The organism is Kineococcus sp. R86509 (assembly GCF_042466365.1).
Classification (GTDB): domain Bacteria; phylum Actinomycetota; class Actinomycetes; order Actinomycetales; family Kineococcaceae; genus Kineococcus.
Map to the genome: position 1 here is coordinate 3,934,187 of NZ_JAXHCE010000001.1, position 16,541 is coordinate 3,950,727.

The window sequence follows — 16,541 nt, forward strand, 5'->3', positions numbered from 1 at the left end:
CTCGCCACGGTACGGCTCAGACGTCCGGGGCCAGTCGGGCGGCGGTCTCGAGGAACGGGGCGGCCAGGTCTTCCGCACCCAGCGAGCGTGCGTACAGGCCGGTCGAGACGCGCTCGAGGAAACCCCACTCCCAGACGGCCTGCGGGTCCTGACCCGACTCCGTGGCCAGGGTCCGGCAGTAGCCGCGGAGCAGGTCCGCCGGGTCGCGCGCGACGAACAGCTGCGGGCACCAGTCGCGCAACGCCACCCCGGGGTCGTAGGCGGGATCGCCCGTGAAGCCGTCGGGATCGACGAAGACGACCCCGAGTTCGGCACCGCGTCGAGGTTCCGGGACGGTCAGCGTGTTCGCCGGCGCCGGGTCCCCGTGCAGGACGAGGGCGTGCTCGGGGTCGAAGGCCGCCGAGCGGCGCCGGGCGAACTCGAGGGCCCGCTCGAGCGCCGGGCCCTCCCACCCGTCGACGCGGTCCTCCACGAACTCCAGCAGACCGGCCGCCTTGTCGAACGGTGTGTCGTGGTCTCCGGGGCGCTGCCACGCCGTCGGCAGCAACCGTCCCAGCCGCTCGAGCTGCTCGCGGACCGGCCGTCCCGCCGTGGCCAGCGACGGCCCGAGGTGCTCCAGCAGCATCGCCCGCTCGTCGTGGCGCAGCAGGCGCACGTAGCCGGCCCCGTCGGCCCGGGTCAGCACCCGCACGACGCGGTCGTCGGACAGACCCGGGACGGGGACCTTGAGGACGACCGTCGTGCCGTCCTCGGTCAGCGCGCGGGTGACGAACGCGCCCGTCCCCCCGGCCAGTGCCTCGGTGACCCGGATCCGCCAGCGGTCCTCGAGCTCCGCGACGAGGGCCGGGAGCGCGGCGACCCAGTCGCTGCCCTCCCGGCCGGACTCGAGGGCACGAGCGACGACGACGTCCGGGAGTTCCACGTCCACGATCCTGCCCGACGTCGGGACTGGTTCACGCCGCCACCGCCCGGTCGCTCGCCACCGGAGCTGGTCCCGCCGTTCTGCCGGTTCCCTCCGACACGACGACCCGGCCCGCGGGGGGACGGGAAACGGCGTGGACCGGCCCGCGCCGACGTCGTAGCTTGGGCAGGTGGACGAGGTCGTGTCGCACGTCGAGTTCCGGGTCGCCGTCGAGGAGCTCGGGATCGGACGGCTGCCGACCGTGGAACCCGTCGTCGACGGTGTCCCGTTCCGCGAACTCGTCGCATCGGACCTGCACGCAGGGTTGGCCGATCCCGGCGTCCGCTGGCCCGCACGGCACTTCCTCGGTGAGCCGGTCCTGGGCGCGGGTGGCCGGACCGGCATCCTCGGCTGCACCTGCGGCGACTTCGGGTGCGGGCCGTTGACCGCCGAGGTCACGGTGACCGACGCGAAGGTCACCTGGTCGGAGTTCCGCGGCACACCGGACGACGGGGACCTGGGCGCGGTGCGGTTCGTGTTCGCCCGCCGTCAGTACGAGTCCGCGTTGCGGGCCACCGCGCTGTGACCGTCCGCCGCACCGTGGCCGTCCGTCTCGCGGAACCCGACGACTGGGACCTGCTGCCCGCGGTGGAGCGGGCCGCGGACGGACTGTTCCGCGACCTCGGCGTCGAGCTTCCCGACGACGTCTCCTCGGTGGAGGAGCTGCAGGCCGCGGGGTTCGTGCTCGTCGTCGGCACACCGCCGGTGGGTTTCGCGCGGGTCGAACGGGTCGACGGACTCGCGCACCTCCAGCAGGTGTCCGTGCACCCCGACGCCGCTCGGCACGGGGTGGGGAGTTCTCTGCTGGCGGCGGTCCTCGACCGGGCCGCCGCCAGCGGGTTCACCGGCGTCACGCTGACGACGTTCGCCGACGTCCCCTGGAACGGGCCGTTCTACCGTCGTCGAGGTTTCGCGACCATGTCCGACCCCGGGCCGGAACTCCTCGGGCACGTGGCGGCCGAAGAACCGCTGACCCGGTTCGGGCGCCGTGAGGTGCTGGTCCACCCGATCCGGTGAGTCAGTGGTCCAGGCAGAGGCAGAACGGGTGGCCGGAGGGATCGGCGTAGACCCGGAAGCCGGGGTGGTCGCCGTCGTCCTGGACGGGGGTCGCGCCGAGGGCCAGGGCGTGCGGTTCGGTGCTGTCGTAGTCGGCGACCAGGAGGTCGAGGTGGAACTGCTGGGGAACCTCGCCGGCGGGCCAGGTCGGCGGGACGTGGTCGGGGGCCAGCTGGAACGCCATCGGGGCGCCGCCGTCGCCGCGGATCGTCACCCAGTCGTCGGCGGTGTCCTCCGGGTCGAGCTCCCAGCCGAGCAGGCCCGCGTAGAAGGTGGCGAGGCCACGGGGGTCGGGGGTGTCCAGGACGACCATGCCGAGGCGGATACCGGTGGTGTCGGTCATGCGCCGAGCCTGACGCGACGGGGGCGGGCCTGTCCAGGGACGTGTTGCCGCCGGAGGTCCGCCCCGGCAGGGTGGGGGGCATGGACGATCCGGACGTGGCGACCTCGGCGGGGGAGGTCTCGTGAGGTGGGTCGTCCTGCTGCGCGGGGTGAACGTCAACGGCGTGACGATCAAGAGCGCGCCGCTCTCGGCCGCACTGGGCAGGGCCGGTTTCACCGGGGTCCGTTCGGTGCTCGCCAGCGGCAACGTCACGCTCGTCGCGCCGTCGCAGGACCGGGAGACGGTGAAGGGGCAGGTCGAGGAGGCGCTGCGAGACGCGTTCGGCTACGACGCCTGGGTCGTGGTCCTGACCCCGGACCGCCTGGCGGAGATCGCTGCGGGGTACCCGTTCGTACGCCACGACGACGTCGACCACCCGTACTGCGTCTTCGCCTCGGACCAGGGGCAGCTCGCGGAACTCGTGGCGTCGCACACCGCGAACGAGCAGGAGTCCGTGGCGCTGGCCGGCGACGTCGCGTACTGGCGCTGCCCCCAGGGCTCGAGCACCGACACCCCGTTCGCGAAGCTCGCTGCGGCGAGGCGGTGGAAGCCGGTGGTCACCACGCGGAACCTGCGCACGGTCGACAAGCTCGTCGCCGTTTCGAGCGACGGCCGGTCGTGACCCCCCTCGACCCCGACGACCCCTACGCGGGACTGCGCAACGAGACCCCGACGGAACGGATGGACCGGAACTGGGTCGAGCTGCTGCAGGAACTCCGCGTCGTCCAGACCGGCGTCCAACTGCTCACGGGGTTCCTGCTGACGCTGCCGTTCCAGTCCCGGTTCGAGTCGCTGGACCGCTACCAGCTGACCGTCTACGTCGTGGTCCTGCTGCTGGCCGTCACGGCCGTGGTCCTGTTCATCGCCCCCGTCGGCTACCACCGGGCACTGTTCCGGCAGCGCTCGAAGGATCGTCTCGTCGCGGCGGGCACCGCGTTCGCGAAGGCCGGGCTGGCCACGGTGGGGGTCGTCGTGTCCGGCGGGGTGCTGCTGGTCGCGGACGTGATCGGCGGCCGCGTCGCCGGCTGGGCCGCCGGCGGCGTGGTCGCCACCCTCATCGTCGTGTGCTGGTACGTGTTGCCGCGCAGGGCGTTGCGTCAGGTGCTGACGGCTCGCCAGGGTTAGGCCAGCGCCGCTGCGAACTGCGGGACGAGAGCGTTCACGCCGTAGGGCACGGACAGGACGCTGTTGTAGGTCATGGCTCCGCGTTCGTCGACGTTGGGCAGCACGAGCCCACCGCGCCGCACGACCGGCAACTGCTGCAGGACGGGGTCGGCCTGCACCTCCGCGCGGTCGGCGTCGTCGGTCAGCACCACGAGCAGGTCGGCGTCGAGCAGGTCCAGACGCTCGGCGGAGAGGTCGATGAAGAAGCTGTCCCCGGTGTCCAGGGCGGCGACCGCCGGGGGCAGGACGAAACCCAGGTCGGCCATGAAGGCCCCCCGGGCGTCACCGGGCGTGAACACCCCGTACCTGCCCTGGTAGGGCAGGGCGACGAGGGCCGTCCGGCCGGCGAACTCCGGGTGGGCGGCCGCGGCGTCGGTGAAGGCCGCGTCCGCGGTGTCGACGAGAGCCTGTCCCGCCTCGGTCCGGCCCAGGGCGGCGGCGATGGTGAGCGTGTTCGCGCTGCGGTCGGTGCCGTAGTCGGTGCTCCCGACGGGCCGGGCCAGGACGGGGGCGATCCGGGAGAGCTGGTCGTACAGCGCCTGGTCGATGCCGGAGACGAGCGCGAGGACCAGGTCGGGTCGCAGCGCCGCGATCTGCTCGACGCTGAACTCGGTGTCGGAGTCGATCTTCACGAGGTCACCCGTGAGCAGGTCCGCAGCCCAGGGTCCGAGGCCCGTCTCGGGGTAGAAGGTGAATCCCGTGTTGGTGAGCGGTTGTACGCCGAGGGCCAGCAGCGGGTCGGCGTCGGTGACCCCCAGCACCGCGACCCGGGTCGCGGGGGCCTCGACGACGGTCTCGCCGAAGGCGTGGCGGTAGCGGAACGGGAAACCGGCTGCGGCGGAGGCGGGTTCAGCGCCGTCCGCGGTGGACTCCGACGACCCGCACGCGGTGAGGGTGGCGCCGGCGATGCTCAGGCCGGCGCCGGCGAGCAGGCGGCGGCGGTTCAGGAGGAGAGACACAGCATGAGCTTAGCCTAGCCTCACCGGGGTGGGCGACTCATGATCACGTCAACGCCGTCCACGTGGTCCTCGACGAAGTCGTGCCGCTCGTAGAGGCGGCGGGCACCGCTGCCCACGAGGACGTTGAGGAGCAGGGTGGTGCCGTTCGTGTCGGCCGCGCGGGTCGTGTCCGCGAGGAGGGCGCCACCCCGCCCGGTTCCCTGCAGGGTCCGGGCGAGGTAGAAGTGCTCGATCCAGGTGCCCTCAGGGCTCGGTCGCACCGCGATCGAGCCGAGGATCCCGTCCGGGCCACGGAGCACCCGGGTGAACTCCGGGGCGAACGCGCTCAAGAAGTACGCGCGGGCACGGGTCGCGTCGAAACGCCCGACCCGTTCGAGGCTCTCGCGCAGCACGTCCACGCGGAGTTCCGCGATCGACGGGCCGTCGTCCCGATGGGCTGGTTCCCACTGCACGACGAGGAAACGTACTGCATCACGTCCCGGGCAGGTGCTTGCCGAGCGCCCGCGCTGCGGCCCCGATGGTCTCGCGAACCCCCTCGACGACGATCTCCCTCGCCGCCGGGTCGCCCTTGAGCTGCGACTTCGCCGTCCCGAGGAGCTGGTCCAGGCTGACGTGCGGCGGGATCATCGGCACGTTCGGGTCGACCACGGCGTCGAGCACGTAGGGACGTCCGGCCGCGAACGCCTCGTCGAGCACGTCGTCGATCTGAGCGGGGTCCTCGAGCCGCCGGCCCCCGAGACCCAGGAGTCCCGCCCAGCCCGCGTAGGGGACGTCGGGGACGTCCATCGCGGCGTCGAAGGGGACCTCGCCCTGCATGGCCCGTGCCTCCCAGGCGACGAACGACAACTGCCGGTTGGTGAGGACCACCACGACGAACCGCGGGTCGGACCAGCTCCGCCACCGCTGGGCCACGGTGATGAGTTCGTTGACCCCGTTCATCTGCATCGCGCCGTCGCCGATCAGGGCCAGCACCGGCCGGTCGGGATGGGCCTGCTTCGCGGCGATCGCGTAGGGGAGTCCGCCACCCATCGACAGCAGCGTCCCCGACAACGAGGCCTGCATCGTCGGGCGCAGGTCGAGGTCGCGGGCGAACCAGCTCGTCGCGGTCCCGCAGTCGACGGCGATCTGGTGGTCGTCCTCCAGGCGGGACGAGAGGCCGCGGACGACGAGTTCCGGGTTCACCGGGTCCGCCTTCGCCGCAGCGCGTTCCTCGCCCCACTCCCGCCACGCGGTGTTCCACCGGGCGATGTCGCGACGCCACCCCGGATCCGGTTCCGCCCCCGCCAGCATCGGCAGCAGGGCCTGCAGGGTGAGCTTGGCGTCTCCGACGAGGTTCACCTCGGTGGGGTAGCGCAGCCCGCACCGGGTTCCGTCGACGTCGATCTGGACCGCGCGGGCCTGACCGGGCGCGGGGTAGTACTCCGTGTAGGGCATGGTGGTCCCGACCATCAGCAGGACGTCGCACTGCCGCATCAGGTCGTAGCTGGGGCGGGTGCCGAGCAGTCCGATGGACCCGGTGACCCAGTCGAGGGTGTCGTCGAGGACGGCCTTGCCCAGCAACGCCTTCGCGACTCCGGCCCCCAGGGCGTCGGCCACGGCGGTGAGTTCGGCGGTCGCCCCCAGGGCTCCGGCCCCGGCGAGGATCGCGACCTTCTTGCCCGAGCGCAGCAGTTCCGCGGCCTGTTCCAGCGCCTCCCGCCGGGGGATGCCGGGCAACGACCCCGGTACGGCGGAGGTGTGGGTGAAACCGTGGGCGTCGGGAACCTCCAGGACGGCGTCGAGGTCCTGGACGTCGCTCGGCAGGATCACCGCGGTGACGGTGCGCCGTTCCAGCGCCGTGCGGGCGGCGCGGTCGATCGCGTGCTGCACCTGCTCGGGCTTCGTCACCTGGAAGACGAACTCCCCGGCGACGTCGCCGTAGAGGCGCACCAGGTCGAGTTCCTGGTAGTACGAGGTCCCCAGGGCGGCCGTCGCGGTCTGACCCACCAGGGCCACCACGGGGACGTGGTCGAGCTTCGCGTCGTAGAGCCCGTTCAGGAGGTGCACGGCACCCGGTCCGGACGTCACGGCGGCGACCCCGAGGGGCGAGCCGCCGAACTTCACGTCCGCCGTGGCCGCGAAACCCGCCGTCTCCTCGTGCCGGACCTGCACGAACTCCGCCTCGCCGGCCTCGACGGCGCGGCCGACGGCGGAGATCACCCCGCCGATCCCGTCGCCGGGGTAGCCGTAGAACCGTCGCGCGCCCCACTGCCCCAGACGCGAGACGACGTGGTCACCGACCGTGGGAGAACTCATGCCCCCACTGTCGGCGCCACGTCGTCACGTCGCACCCGGAACTCCGCGGAACTAGTCCGTCGGCATGCGGGTGTGGTGCTGCTCCCCGAGGGGAGCGTCGCTGCTGCTGCTGCTGCTGCTGCTGCTGCTGTTGTCGCCGTTGCCGCTGAACTTGTCCTTCACGGAACCCGCGACGGAACCGGCGGCGGCGCCGACCTTGTCCTGGGCCAGCGAACCGGCCTGCTTCGCGAGGTCGCCGGCCTTGTCCTCGAGGTCGCCGACCCGGGACTGGACCTTCGGGTTGCCCCACAGGCGGCCGACCGCCGAGGCGATCTGGTCGTAGCGTTCCCGGCCCGCGCGAGCCCCGAGCACGTAGCCCGTGGCCCCGGCGACCAGGAAGATCGTCTTGCCCTTCACGTCGTACCTCCTCGATGCGTGGAATCGGCACCCACTCTGGCAGCGGTGCCCGTCGGGCGCGCGTCAGGAACGGCGCAGCAACGCCCGGGCCAGCGCGTCGACGTCCTCGTCGACGGTGTCGAGGTGACCGCTGACCCGCAGGGTCGGCGTCGTCATCTCGCCCGGGGCGCGTTCGGGACCGACGTAGGTCGTGACGATGCCGTCGCGCGCGATGAGCTCGGCGCGCAGACCGGCCAGGTCGATCGCCTCCCGCGGTCGCAGCGTGACCGTCGCGGAGGGTTCGTCGAGGTCCTCGACGACCTCCCACGTCCCGCTGAGCTCGTCGGCGAGGCGTCGCCGCGTCCGCGACCCGAGGGCCGCCAGCCCGGCGTGCACCGCGGCCGGACCGAGGGCGACGTGCTCGGCGACCGCCGCGGCGAACCCGACCCGGCCCGCGACGTGCGCCTCCGCCTGCTCCAGCCCGCCCATCCGGTCCGCGAGGTCGCCGCGGACCGCGACGAAGCCCACCCCGCGCGGTCCGGCCAGCCACTTGCGCGAGGTCCCGTAGACGACGTCGACGTCGGTGGCGCCGGTCGTGTCGACGTGCCCGAAGGCCTGGGCGGCGTCGACGACCACGGGCACCCCCGCCGCGCGGGCGATCGCCGCGACCTCCGCCACCGGCTGCACCGTCCCGACGTGACTGCCGAGCCAGGTCAGGTGGAGCAGGTCGGGACGGTTCGCGGCGAGGGAGGCCGCGAAGGCGGCGGGGTCGAGGCGGTGCGGGCCCGCGACCTCGCTGGTGCCGATGCCGAGGCGGCGCAGGACGGTGAGGTTCGGGCCGTACTCGCCCCGCGCGTGGGCGACGGTGACGGGCAGGTCGCCCGGCCAGCCCAGCAGCACCTGACGCCACGCGTCCTCGGCGCTGTGCACGAAGGCGACGGTCCCCTCCGCCCAGCCGAGCAGGTCGAGGACGTGCCGGCGGGTCGCGTCGAGGAGGTCCGAGACCTCCTGGGCGGCGACGTAGCCGCCGCGCTCGGCCTCACGACGGGCGTGCTGGGCGGTCGCGTCCAGCACCGCCCAGCTGCTGCGCCCGGCGGCGGCGGAGTCCAGGTGGAGCGTCGTGCGCGGGGGGCGGATGCGTCGCCACGCCGAGGAGAGGTCGGAGGTGGGTGCGTCAGGAGCGTCGGGAGCCACCCGGGGATCCTGGCACCGTCGGGCGCGCGGTGACCGGGAACGCGTTTTCCGCACTGGCTAGGCTGCCGCCGTGGCACAGAGAGAGCAACGACTGCTCATCACCGGGTCGAACGGGGTCGTCGGACGCATGCTCACGGCGCGGCTCGCGCGCGAGGGGCGCCGACTGCGACTGCTGGACCTCGACCACGACCCGGACTTCGTGCCCGCGTGCGCCGAGGTCCTGACCGGGTCCGTCGTCGACCGCGAGCTGGTGGCCCGCGCGGTCGACGGCGTCGACGCGGTCGTCCACCTCGCGGGGATCCCCGGGGAGGACACCTGGGAGCGGATCCTCGAGGTCAACGTCCACGGCAGCTGGGTGCTGCTCGACGCCGCCCGGGCCGCGGGGGTCCCGAAGGTCCTGCTCGCCTCCAGCAACCACGCCGTCGGGATGGCCCCGACCCTGGACGCCGGGGCCGACCTGGCCGTGGACGCCATCGCGCCGCCCGACTCCTACTACGGGTGGAGCAAGACGGCGGTCGAGTCGCTGGGCCGGCTGTTCGGCGCGCGGACCGGTCTCGACGTCCTCGCCGTGCGGATCGGCAGCTGCTTCCCCGAACCCAACGGGGAGCGGGCCCTGGCGACGTGGATGTCGCCGGACGACGTGGCCCGCCTCGTCGAGGCGTTCCTGGTGGCGGCGCCCGCGGGGTACCGCTGCATCTGGGGTGTCTCGGACAACACGCGCCGGTGGTGGTCCCTCGAGGAGGGCCGGGCGATGGGCTACGAGCCCGTCGACGACGCGGAGAGCTACGCGGGGTCGGTGCCCGCCCTGAACTCCGTCAGCGAGTGGCTGGGCGGGAGGTTCCCGGAGCACCCGCTGGGAGAACCGATGGGGTTGTGACCGCAGGGCCGGCCGGAGGAGCGGGGCGAGCGCGCCGGCGTGCGCGGATCCGGACGGCGGCCACCGCACCCCAGGCCAGCGCCAGCACGAGCGCGGCCCCGGCGTCCAGGGGGCGGTCCCGGCCGAGGGCGGCACCGGCGGCCACCAGCAGGGCGAGGCTCAGCACCACGTCGGCGACGTCGATCCAGGGTCGGCGCACGGTCGCTCCTCTGCTCCGTCGGTGCTGCTCCGGTGGGTCCTCCGGCTGACCGGTCCACTGTAACCACGTTTTCGGCGCGCCGAACTCGAAACCGCCGACGTGCTGCGATCCTGCCCGCACGCGCCGGGTGGCAAGCTTTCCCCGTGCCCCGCCCCTCGACGACCGCTGCGGCCACCCCGGCGGCCGAGGACTGCCTCAAGACCGTCTACGCGGCGGGGGAGTGGTCCGACGCCAAGATCACCCTCTCGATGCTCGCGACGAGCATGGGCGTCTCGCCGTCCACCGCCTCCGAGGCCGTGCGCAAGCTCACCGACGCGGGCCTGCTGAGCCACGAGCGCTACGGCGGGGTCGAACTCACCGCCGAAGGCCGCCTGCGCGCCCTGGCCGTCGTCCGCAAGCACCGACTGCTCGAGACCTTCCTCGTCGCCGACCTCGGCTACTCCTGGGACGAGGTCCACGAGGAGGCCGAGGTCCTGGAGCACGTCGTCTCCGACCGCCTGCTCGACCGTCTCGACGCCCGCCTCGGCCACCCGGAACGCGATCCGCACGGGGACCCCATCCCGCGTCCCGACGGGACCGTCCCGCAACCGGGCGCGCACAACCTCTCCGACGTCCCCGAGGGCGGCACGGGCGTCGTCGCCCGCATCTCCGACGCCGACCCGGACGTCCTGCGCTACTTCGCCGAACTCGGCATCGGTCTCGACCTGACGCTGGAAGTCCTGCACCGCAGGGAGTTCGCCGGGACCACCGTGGTCCGGGTGGGCGAGGGGCGCGAGGTCGACCTCGGCGACCCGGCCGTCGCCGCCATCTGGGTCCTCCCCGTCCGTCAGGAGCACGCGTGAGCATCAGCTACGACAGCCACGGCAAGCCGCACGCCGAGAAGACGCACGACGTCACCGTCGTCGGCAGCGTCAACGCCGACCTGGCGATCCGGCTCGACGAGCTGCCGCCCGCCGGTCAGACCGTCCGCGGCTCCGACGCCGAACGCGGGCTGGGCGGCAAGGGCGCCAACCAGGCCGTCGCCGCCGCCCGCCTCGGGCGCAGCGTCGCGATGGTCGCCGCGCTCGGCGACGACGACGAGGGACGCGGCCTGCGTGCGGCGCTGGCCGGCGAAGGGATCGACGTCGAGCACGTCGCCGCGCTCGACGTCCCGACCGGGGTCGCCGTCGTCCTCGTGCACGGCGGGGAGTCCACGATCGTGCTCAGCCCCGGGGCCAACGACCGGATGGACGAGGCCCGGGTGCAGGCCGCCGCCGAGGCCGTCAGCGGCGCCCGCGTCGTCCTCCTGCAGTGCGAGGTGCCCGACGAGGCCCTGCTCGCCGCGGCCCGGCTGTGCACCGGTCTGCTGGTGCTCAACCCCGCCCCCGCCCGGCCGTTGCCGGCCGAGCTGCTGGCCCGCGCCGACCTGCTCGTGCCCAACGCGGGTGAACTCGCCGTCCTGGCCGGCGAGCCCACCGCCCGCGACGTCGAGGGGATCGTCGCCCAGGCCCGCCGCGTCCGGCCCGCCGGCACCACGATCGTCACCCGCGGTGAGCACGGCTCGGTCGTCATCACCCCGGGCGGGCACGCCGAGGTCGCGGCCGTCCGCGCGGACCTCGTCGACGCCACGGCGGCGGGCGACAGCTTCGTCGCGGCGCTCGCGGACGCCCTGCTCGACGGGGCCGGTCTGCTCGACGCCGCGCACTGGGCGGCCCGCGTCGCCGCGGTGACCGTGAGCCGTGCGGGTGCGTCGCAGTCGCTGCCGCGCAAAGCTGACGTTCCGCAGGAGACACCTGCCTGAGGTTCGAAGGAGGAGCGCGTGAGCGTCGGCTGGGGTTTCGTCGGGACCGGGGGCATCGCCCGCACGGTGGCCCGTGCGCTGGAGCTCGCCCCGGGGGGCCGGTTGGTGGCCGTCACCTCCCGTGACCTCGAGCGGGCGAAGGGGTTCGCCGCGGACCAGGGGACGGGGATCAGCGCCTACGACGACGTGGACGCCATGCTCGCCGACCCCGCCGTCGACGCGGTGTACGTGGCGACGACCCACCCGCAGCACCACGCCCCCGCCCGGGCCGCCCTGCTCGCGGGCAAGGCCGTGCTGGTGGAGAAGCCCATGACCGTGAGCCTCGCCGCCACCCGCGACCTGCTCGACCTGGCCCGCGAACGGTCGGTCTTCCTGCTCGAGGCGTACTGGACGCGGTTCCTGCCCGGGACGATCGCGCTGCTGGAGACCATCGAGCGCGGGGACGTCGGCGAGGTGCTCGGGGTGCACGCCGACTTCGGCTTCCCCGCTCCCGACTCCCTCACCCGCTTCCACGACCCGGCCATCGGCGGAGGGTCCCTCTTCGACCTCGGTCCCTACCCGGTGGGCCTCGCGCTGACCCTGCTGGGGACCCCGGACCAGGTGCAGGTCGCCGGGTCGCTGGGGCCGACGGGGGTGGACCGCCAGGTCGCGCTGGCCCTGGGGTTCCCCTCCGGCGCGATCGCCGCGCTGTCGACGACGATGGCCGCGCGGACCCCGTCCAAGGCGTGGATCGAGGCGAGCGAGGGCTGGATCGAGGTCCACCCCGTGCTGCCCGCGGCGCCGGGTTTCACCGTGCACCGCAGCGGCCCCGACGGCGCCGAGCACGTCGAGGTCCACGACCACACCGTGGCCGACGGGCACCGCTTCATGCTCGAGCACGTGCACGAGTGCCTGGCCGCCGGTCTGACCGTCAGCCCGCTGCTGTCCCCGCAGTTCAGCCTCGACCTGGCCGGCGTCTTCGAGGAGGCCGTGACCCGGCTCGGGGTGGCCCGCGCGGCGGAGCTCCCGGGCACCGATTAGCCTGCCGCACATGCCGTTGACTGGTGAGTACGAACCGAGTCCCGAAGCCTGGGTGCGCGAGCAGGTCGAGAAGTACGAGGCCTCCGGCGGTCAGGAGGCGGGCGACCTGCGGGGCATGCCCGTCGTCGTCCTGACCACGAAGGGGGCGAAGTCCGGGAAGCTGCGCAAGCAGGCCCTGATGCGCGTCGAGCACGACGGGCGCTACGCCGTCGTGGCGTCGCTGGGCGGCGCCCCGAAGCACCCCGTCTGGTACCACAACATCGTCGCGACCCCGCTGGTGGAGTTGCAGGACGGGGCGGTCAGGCGCGACTACACCGCCCGTGAGGTCGCCGGCGACGAGAAGGCGGTCTGGTGGGAGCGTGCCGTAGCGGCCTACCCCGACTACGCCGACTACCAGCAGAAGACCGACCGGGAGATCCCGGTCTTCGTGCTGGAACCGGTGTCCTGAAGCCCACGTGAGCCCCACGTGAGCCCCATGTGAGCACAGCGTGAGCGGATCGTCCGGGTGGCCCAGCCAGGGGTCACCCGGACGTCCACTGCTCCATCCGGGTGACTGACCCTCAGGTCGATCTTGGCCCCGAGTAACACTGGGAGTCACACAGCAGACACCCTGGGCTACGAATGGAGACGGACATGCGAATCGGAACGGTGACCTCGGCACCCGCGGTGCGCAACGCGTCCCGCCTCGACGGCACGGCGGGCATCACCCCCGTCCAGCGGATCAACCCGGACTGGGTCGACGAGGACCCGTTGGACGAGCTGACCCAGTCCGACCGCACCCTGCTCGGCCACCTCTACGGGCAGGACGAGGCCGGGGTCGCCCACGAGATCGGCTCCACCCAGGTCTCCTCCCTGGCCCGCGAGATCAACCGCGAACGCGCGGCCGGCATGGTCTCCGACCAGCGCGACCTGACCGCCGAGGACCTGCGCCGCATGATCGGGCGCATGACCTTCGCGGCCAAGGAGCCCGTCCCGGTCGAGGTGCAGCTGCGCCTCATGACGATGCTCAACGGCAGCACCCAGGGGCGCCTGGACGTCGTGCTCTGAGGGGTGCTCCGAGGTCCGACCCGTTCTGAGAGGGTGAGGCGTGCGCCTCTACCTCGTGAGACACGGTCAGACCTCCTCCAACGTCGAGCACCTCCTCGACACCGCCGTACCCGGTGCGGACCTCACCGCCCGGGGCCGCGACCAGGCCGCCGCGCTGGTGGACCTGCTGGGGGAGCAGGGGATCGGCGCCATCACGGCCTCGACCCTGGTGCGCACCCAGCAGACCGCGGCCCCGCTCGCCGCCCACCTCGGCCTCCCGGTGCACGTCGCCGACGGCCTGCGCGAGGTCCAGGCCGGTGATCTGGAGATGCTCGGCGACGAACCGTCGGTGATGCGCTACCTCGGCGTCGTCGGTGCCTGGCTCGAGGGCGACCTCGACGCCGCCGAACCGGGTGCGGAGGACGGTCACGCGTTCTTCGCCCGCTACGACCGCGCCGTGCTCGACGCCGTCACGGCCGCCCGCGCCGCCGGGATCGACACCCTCGCCCTCGTCAGCCACGGTGCCGCGATCCGCTGCTGGGCGGGCGAGCGCACGCTGAACCTGTCCGCGCAGTTCGTCATCTCCACCGGGCTCGAGAACACCGGGGTCGTCGCCCTGACCGGGTCACCCGAGGACGGCTGGACCTGCGAGAGCTGGATGGGTGCCGTCGTGGACGCCGTCGCCGCCGAGGCGGCGGGCGAAGGTCCCGCCGCGGAACCGGGGACGGTGTTCTGATGGACCTCGCCGACCTCGTGGAACGCGCCCGCTCGATGACGACAGGACCCCGCCGCGTGCTGGGCCTCGTCGGAGCGCCCGGTTCGGGGAAGTCGACCCTCGCTGCGCAACTGGCCGCCGCCCTCGGTCCGCAGTTGTGCGTCGTCGTGCCCATGGACGGCTACCACTACGCCAACGTCGTGCTCGAAGCGCTCGGCCGGCGCGAGCGCAAGGGAGCCCACGACACCTTCGACGCCGGCGGCTACGTCTCGCTGCTGCGGCGGCTGCGCTCCGGGGAGGAGGCCGTCGTGCACGCCCCGGAGTTCCGTCGCGAGATCGAGGAACCGATCGGCTCGGCGCTCCCCGTGCCGCGGGAGGTGCCCCTGGTCATCACCGAGGGGAACTACCTGCTGCTGCGCGAGGGTCCGTGGGCCGCGCTCGAAGGACTCCTGGACGAGACCTGGTTCGTCGACCCGGGGGAGGCGCTGCGTCACGACCGGCTGATCGCCCGCCACGTCGCCTTCGGCAAGGACTCCGATGCCGCCCGCGCGTGGGCCCTGGGCAGCGACGAGGCCAACGCGCGCGTCATCGCCGCCACCCGGGACCGGGCCGACCTGGTCGTACCGACCTTCTGAGCCGTCCGGTTCCGGTGGCGGGGCTGTGGGGTTGCTGAGAGGGTGCGCGGCATGCGACGTCGCGCTGGTGCTGCCGTGGTGTTCTCCGCCGTCCTGACGTTCGGGTTCGTGAGCCCGGCGCACGCCGGTTCCCCGCCCCGGGAACCGGTGGCCACCGGGTTCGGGGGCGCCGTCGCGAGCGTCGACCCGGACGCGACGGCCATCGGCCTGGACGTCCTGCGCCGGGGCGGGAACGCGGTGGACGCGGCGATCGCCACGGCCGCCGCGCTCGGGGTCACCGAGCCGTACTCAGCGGGCGTCGGGGGTGGGGGCTTCCTCGTCAGTTACGACGCGCGCACCGGGACCGTCCACACCCTCGACGGCCGCGAGACCGCTCCCGCCGCGATGACGCAGGACGCGTTCCTCGGGGACGACGGGAAACCCCTGCCCTTCGCCGACCTCGTGAACTCCACCCTGTCGGTCGGTGTCCCGGGAACTCCCGCCACCTGGGAGCGGGCGCTGGCCGACCAGGGCACGATGAGCCTCGCCGACGTCCTGTCCGGGCCGCGGTCGCTGGCCGAACGGGGTTTCGTCGTCGACCAGGAGTTCCACGACCAGACCGTCGAGAACGCGCAACGGTTCCGCGACTTCACCTCCACCGCGCAGTTGTTCCTCGCCGACGGCAACGCCCCCCGGGTCGGCGACGTGTTCACCAACCCCGACCTGGCCCGCACCTACCAACTGCTCGCCGACCAGGGTTCCGGGGCGTTCTACGGCGGCGAACTCGGCCGCGCCGTCGTCGACACCGTCGCCGCGCCGCCCCTCGCCGACGGCGTCACGCGCGAGGTCCTGCGCGGCGGGATGACCCTCGACGACCTGACCTCCTACCAGGCGCGGCAACGGGTCCCGACCCACGTCGTGCACCAGGCGCCCGGCGCCGGCGGACCGGTCGACGTCTACGGCATGCCCGCCCCGAGTTCCGGTGGGACCACCGTCGGGGAAGCGCTGAACGTGCTCGACGCCGTCGACGCCCAGCGCGGAGCGACCTCCGACCCCGTCCAGTCCGAACACCGCAAGCTCGAGGCGGCGGCGCTCGCGTTCGCCGACCGCAACCGCTACGTCGGTGACCCCGACGTGCAGGACGTGCCGCAGTCGATGCTGCTGTCCCCGGAGTTCGCGGCGCAGCGGGCCTGTCTCCTCGACCCGGGCTCGGTGCTGCCCCGGCCGGTCGCACCCGCCGAGGGGTGCACCACCGGTGGGACGGGAACCCCCGAACCCTACGAGGGGACCTCCACGACCCACCTCGTCACCGCGGACGCCGCCGGGAACGTCGTGTCCTACACGTTGACCATCGAACAGACCGGGGGTTCCGGGATCGTCGTGCCCGGACGTGGGTTCCTGCTGAACAACGAACTCACCGACTTCTCCGCCGCCCCGGCGGTGGCGGGCCGGCCCGACCCCAACCTGCCCGGCCCGGGCAAGCGACCGCGGTCCTCGATGGCACCGACGATCGTGCTGAAGGACGGCCGCCCGTTCCTGGCCGCCGGTTCCCCGGGTGGGGCGACCATCATCGGCACCACGCTCGGGATCCTCGTCGACCGTCTCGACCGGGGGGTCGACCTGCCCACGGCCGTCGCGAACCCGCGGGTCTCGGAGCAGAACGGTGCCGCCACCTCCGCCGAACCGGCCTACGTCGACTCCCCGCGGGGTCGGGCCCTCGCCGCGATGGGCCACGTGTTCACCCCCACCGAGGAGATCGGCGCGGCGGTGGCGCTGGAGTTCCTCCCCGACGGCAGCGTGCAGGCCGTCGCGGAACCCGTGCGCCGTGGAGGCGGAGCCGCCGGGGTCGTCCACCCCCTGGGGTGAGCACACGACCTCCACACCACCTCCAGGTGATCGGACGACGGATCGTGCAACGGGTCGA

20 protein-coding genes are annotated in these 16,541 nt (G+C 73.4%); 13 read left to right on the plus strand and 7 right to left on the minus strand.

Annotated elements, in window-relative coordinates; translation table 11 throughout:
• Positions 1–16 precede the first annotated feature (16 nt).
• A complete protein-coding gene (locus SJY07_RS19230; RefSeq protein WP_380161221.1) occupies positions 17–922 on the minus strand; it encodes an aminoglycoside phosphotransferase family protein in 906 nt (301 codons plus the stop codon).
• A 169-nt stretch (positions 923–1,091) separates the two neighbouring features.
• On the opposite strand from SJY07_RS19230, the gene SJY07_RS19235 reads away from it, so the two are divergent.
• Positions 1,092–1,487, plus strand: a complete 396-nt coding sequence (locus SJY07_RS19235; protein WP_380161222.1) for a hypothetical protein — start codon at positions 1,092–1,094, stop codon at positions 1,485–1,487.
• 14 nt (positions 1,488–1,501) lie between these two features.
• The gene (locus SJY07_RS19240) at positions 1,502–1,978 is read left to right on the plus strand and encodes a GNAT family N-acetyltransferase (RefSeq protein ID WP_328292611.1); all 477 of its coding nucleotides are present in this window, start codon (positions 1,502–1,504) and stop codon (positions 1,976–1,978) included.
• A gap of 1 nt (position 1,979) precedes the next feature.
• Here SJY07_RS19240 and SJY07_RS19245 read toward each other — a convergent pair whose 3' ends face one another.
• On the minus strand, positions 1,980–2,360 hold the full coding sequence (locus tag SJY07_RS19245) for a VOC family protein (protein ID WP_328292610.1): 381 nt from the start codon (positions 2,358–2,360) through the stop codon (positions 1,980–1,982).
• A 121-nt stretch (positions 2,361–2,481) separates the two neighbouring features.
• Between SJY07_RS19245 and SJY07_RS19250 the strand changes: the two genes are divergently transcribed.
• Entirely contained in the window at positions 2,482–3,021 is a 540-nt protein-coding gene (locus SJY07_RS19250) for a DUF1697 domain-containing protein (RefSeq protein WP_380161223.1), read from the plus strand.
• On the plus strand, positions 3,018–3,524 hold the full coding sequence (locus SJY07_RS19255; protein WP_328292608.1) for a DUF6328 family protein: 507 nt from the start codon (positions 3,018–3,020) through the stop codon (positions 3,522–3,524). The genes SJY07_RS19250 and SJY07_RS19255 overlap by 4 nt, the downstream gene beginning before the upstream one ends.
• Here SJY07_RS19255 and SJY07_RS19260 read toward each other — a convergent pair.
• The 5 genes from SJY07_RS19260 to SJY07_RS19280 all read right to left on the minus strand — a co-directional run bounded on the left by SJY07_RS19260 (position 3,521) and on the right by SJY07_RS19280 (position 8,386).
• The gene (locus tag SJY07_RS19260; protein ID WP_380161224.1) at positions 3,521–4,522 is read right to left on the minus strand and encodes an ABC transporter substrate-binding protein; all 1,002 of its coding nucleotides are present in this window, start codon (positions 4,520–4,522) and stop codon (positions 3,521–3,523) included. The two genes, SJY07_RS19255 and SJY07_RS19260, sit on opposite strands and share 4 nt — an antisense overlap.
• Before the next feature lie 20 nt (positions 4,523–4,542).
• Positions 4,543–4,974: a GNAT family N-acetyltransferase gene (locus SJY07_RS19265; RefSeq protein ID WP_380161225.1), complete on the minus strand. Its 432-nt coding sequence runs from the start codon at positions 4,972–4,974 to the stop codon at positions 4,543–4,545.
• Positions 4,975–4,993: 19 nt separating this feature from the next.
• Complete coding sequence (locus SJY07_RS19270; RefSeq protein ID WP_380161226.1) at positions 4,994–6,817, minus strand: thiamine pyrophosphate-requiring protein; 1,824 nt, start codon at positions 6,815–6,817, stop codon at positions 4,994–4,996.
• Between the two features lie 51 nt (positions 6,818–6,868).
• Positions 6,869–7,213: a YtxH domain-containing protein gene (locus SJY07_RS19275; RefSeq protein ID WP_380161227.1), complete on the minus strand. Its 345-nt coding sequence runs from the start codon at positions 7,211–7,213 to the stop codon at positions 6,869–6,871.
• Positions 7,214–7,276: 63 nt separating this feature from the next.
• Positions 7,277–8,386 carry an aminotransferase class V-fold PLP-dependent enzyme gene (locus SJY07_RS19280; RefSeq protein WP_328292603.1) on the minus strand — a complete coding sequence of 370 codons (1,110 nt, stop codon included), beginning with the start codon at positions 8,384–8,386 and terminating at the stop codon, positions 7,277–7,279.
• Positions 8,387–8,456: 70 nt separating this feature from the next.
• Here SJY07_RS19280 and SJY07_RS19285 point away from each other — a divergent pair, with 70 nt between their 5' ends.
• From SJY07_RS19285 to ggt, 9 genes are all read left to right on the plus strand, one after another.
• Positions 8,457–9,263 carry an NAD-dependent epimerase/dehydratase family protein gene (locus SJY07_RS19285; protein WP_380161228.1) on the plus strand — a complete coding sequence of 269 codons (807 nt, stop codon included), beginning with the start codon at positions 8,457–8,459 and terminating at the stop codon, positions 9,261–9,263.
• Positions 9,264–9,605: 342 nt separating this feature from the next.
• Positions 9,606–10,304: a metal-dependent transcriptional regulator gene (locus SJY07_RS19290; RefSeq protein ID WP_380161229.1), complete on the plus strand. Its 699-nt coding sequence runs from the start codon at positions 9,606–9,608 to the stop codon at positions 10,302–10,304.
• Positions 10,301–11,242 carry a ribokinase gene (locus tag SJY07_RS19295; protein ID WP_380161230.1) on the plus strand — a complete coding sequence of 314 codons (942 nt, stop codon included), beginning with the start codon at positions 10,301–10,303 and terminating at the stop codon, positions 11,240–11,242. Before SJY07_RS19290 ends, SJY07_RS19295 begins: the two co-directional genes overlap by 4 nt.
• 18 nt (positions 11,243–11,260) lie before the next feature.
• Complete coding sequence (locus SJY07_RS19300; RefSeq protein WP_328292599.1) at positions 11,261–12,262, plus strand: Gfo/Idh/MocA family oxidoreductase; 1,002 nt, start codon at positions 11,261–11,263, stop codon at positions 12,260–12,262.
• 10 nt (positions 12,263–12,272) lie between these two features.
• Positions 12,273–12,710 carry a nitroreductase family deazaflavin-dependent oxidoreductase gene (locus SJY07_RS19305; RefSeq protein ID WP_380161231.1) on the plus strand — a complete coding sequence of 146 codons (438 nt, stop codon included), beginning with the start codon at positions 12,273–12,275 and terminating at the stop codon, positions 12,708–12,710.
• Positions 12,711–12,895: 185 nt separating this feature from the next.
• A complete protein-coding gene (locus SJY07_RS19310) occupies positions 12,896–13,309 on the plus strand; it encodes a hypothetical protein (protein ID WP_380161232.1) in 414 nt (137 codons plus the stop codon).
• A gap of 40 nt (positions 13,310–13,349) precedes the next feature.
• A complete protein-coding gene (locus SJY07_RS19315) occupies positions 13,350–14,024 on the plus strand; it encodes a histidine phosphatase family protein (protein WP_380161233.1) in 675 nt (224 codons plus the stop codon).
• Positions 14,024–14,638: a nucleoside/nucleotide kinase family protein gene (locus SJY07_RS19320; RefSeq protein WP_328292595.1), complete on the plus strand. Its 615-nt coding sequence runs from the start codon at positions 14,024–14,026 to the stop codon at positions 14,636–14,638. The genes SJY07_RS19315 and SJY07_RS19320 overlap by 1 nt, the downstream gene beginning before the upstream one ends.
• 51 nt (positions 14,639–14,689) lie before the next feature.
• A complete protein-coding gene (gene ggt, locus SJY07_RS19325) occupies positions 14,690–16,483 on the plus strand; it encodes a gamma-glutamyltransferase (protein WP_380161234.1) in 1,794 nt (597 codons plus the stop codon).
• Positions 16,484–16,541: the final 58 nt, after the last annotated feature.

Bases quoted from the DNA above. Each gene is read 5' to 3' on its own strand.
- SJY07_RS19245 (WP_328292610.1), bottom strand. From the start codon at position 2,360: ATGACCGACACCACCGGTATCCGCCTCGGCATGGTCGTCCTGGACACC.
- SJY07_RS19270 (WP_380161226.1), bottom strand. From the start codon at position 6,817: ATGAGTTCTCCCACGGTCGGTGACCACGTCGTCTCGCGTCTGGGGCAG.
- SJY07_RS19305 (WP_380161231.1), top strand. From the start codon at position 12,273: ATGCCGTTGACTGGTGAGTACGAACCGAGTCCCGAAGCCTGGGTGCGC.
- SJY07_RS19310 (WP_380161232.1), top strand. From the start codon at position 12,896: ATGCGAATCGGAACGGTGACCTCGGCACCCGCGGTGCGCAACGCGTCC.
- SJY07_RS19320 (WP_328292595.1), top strand. From the start codon at position 14,024: ATGGACCTCGCCGACCTCGTGGAACGCGCCCGCTCGATGACGACAGGA.
- ggt (WP_380161234.1), top strand. From the start codon at position 14,690: ATGCGACGTCGCGCTGGTGCTGCCGTGGTGTTCTCCGCCGTCCTGACG.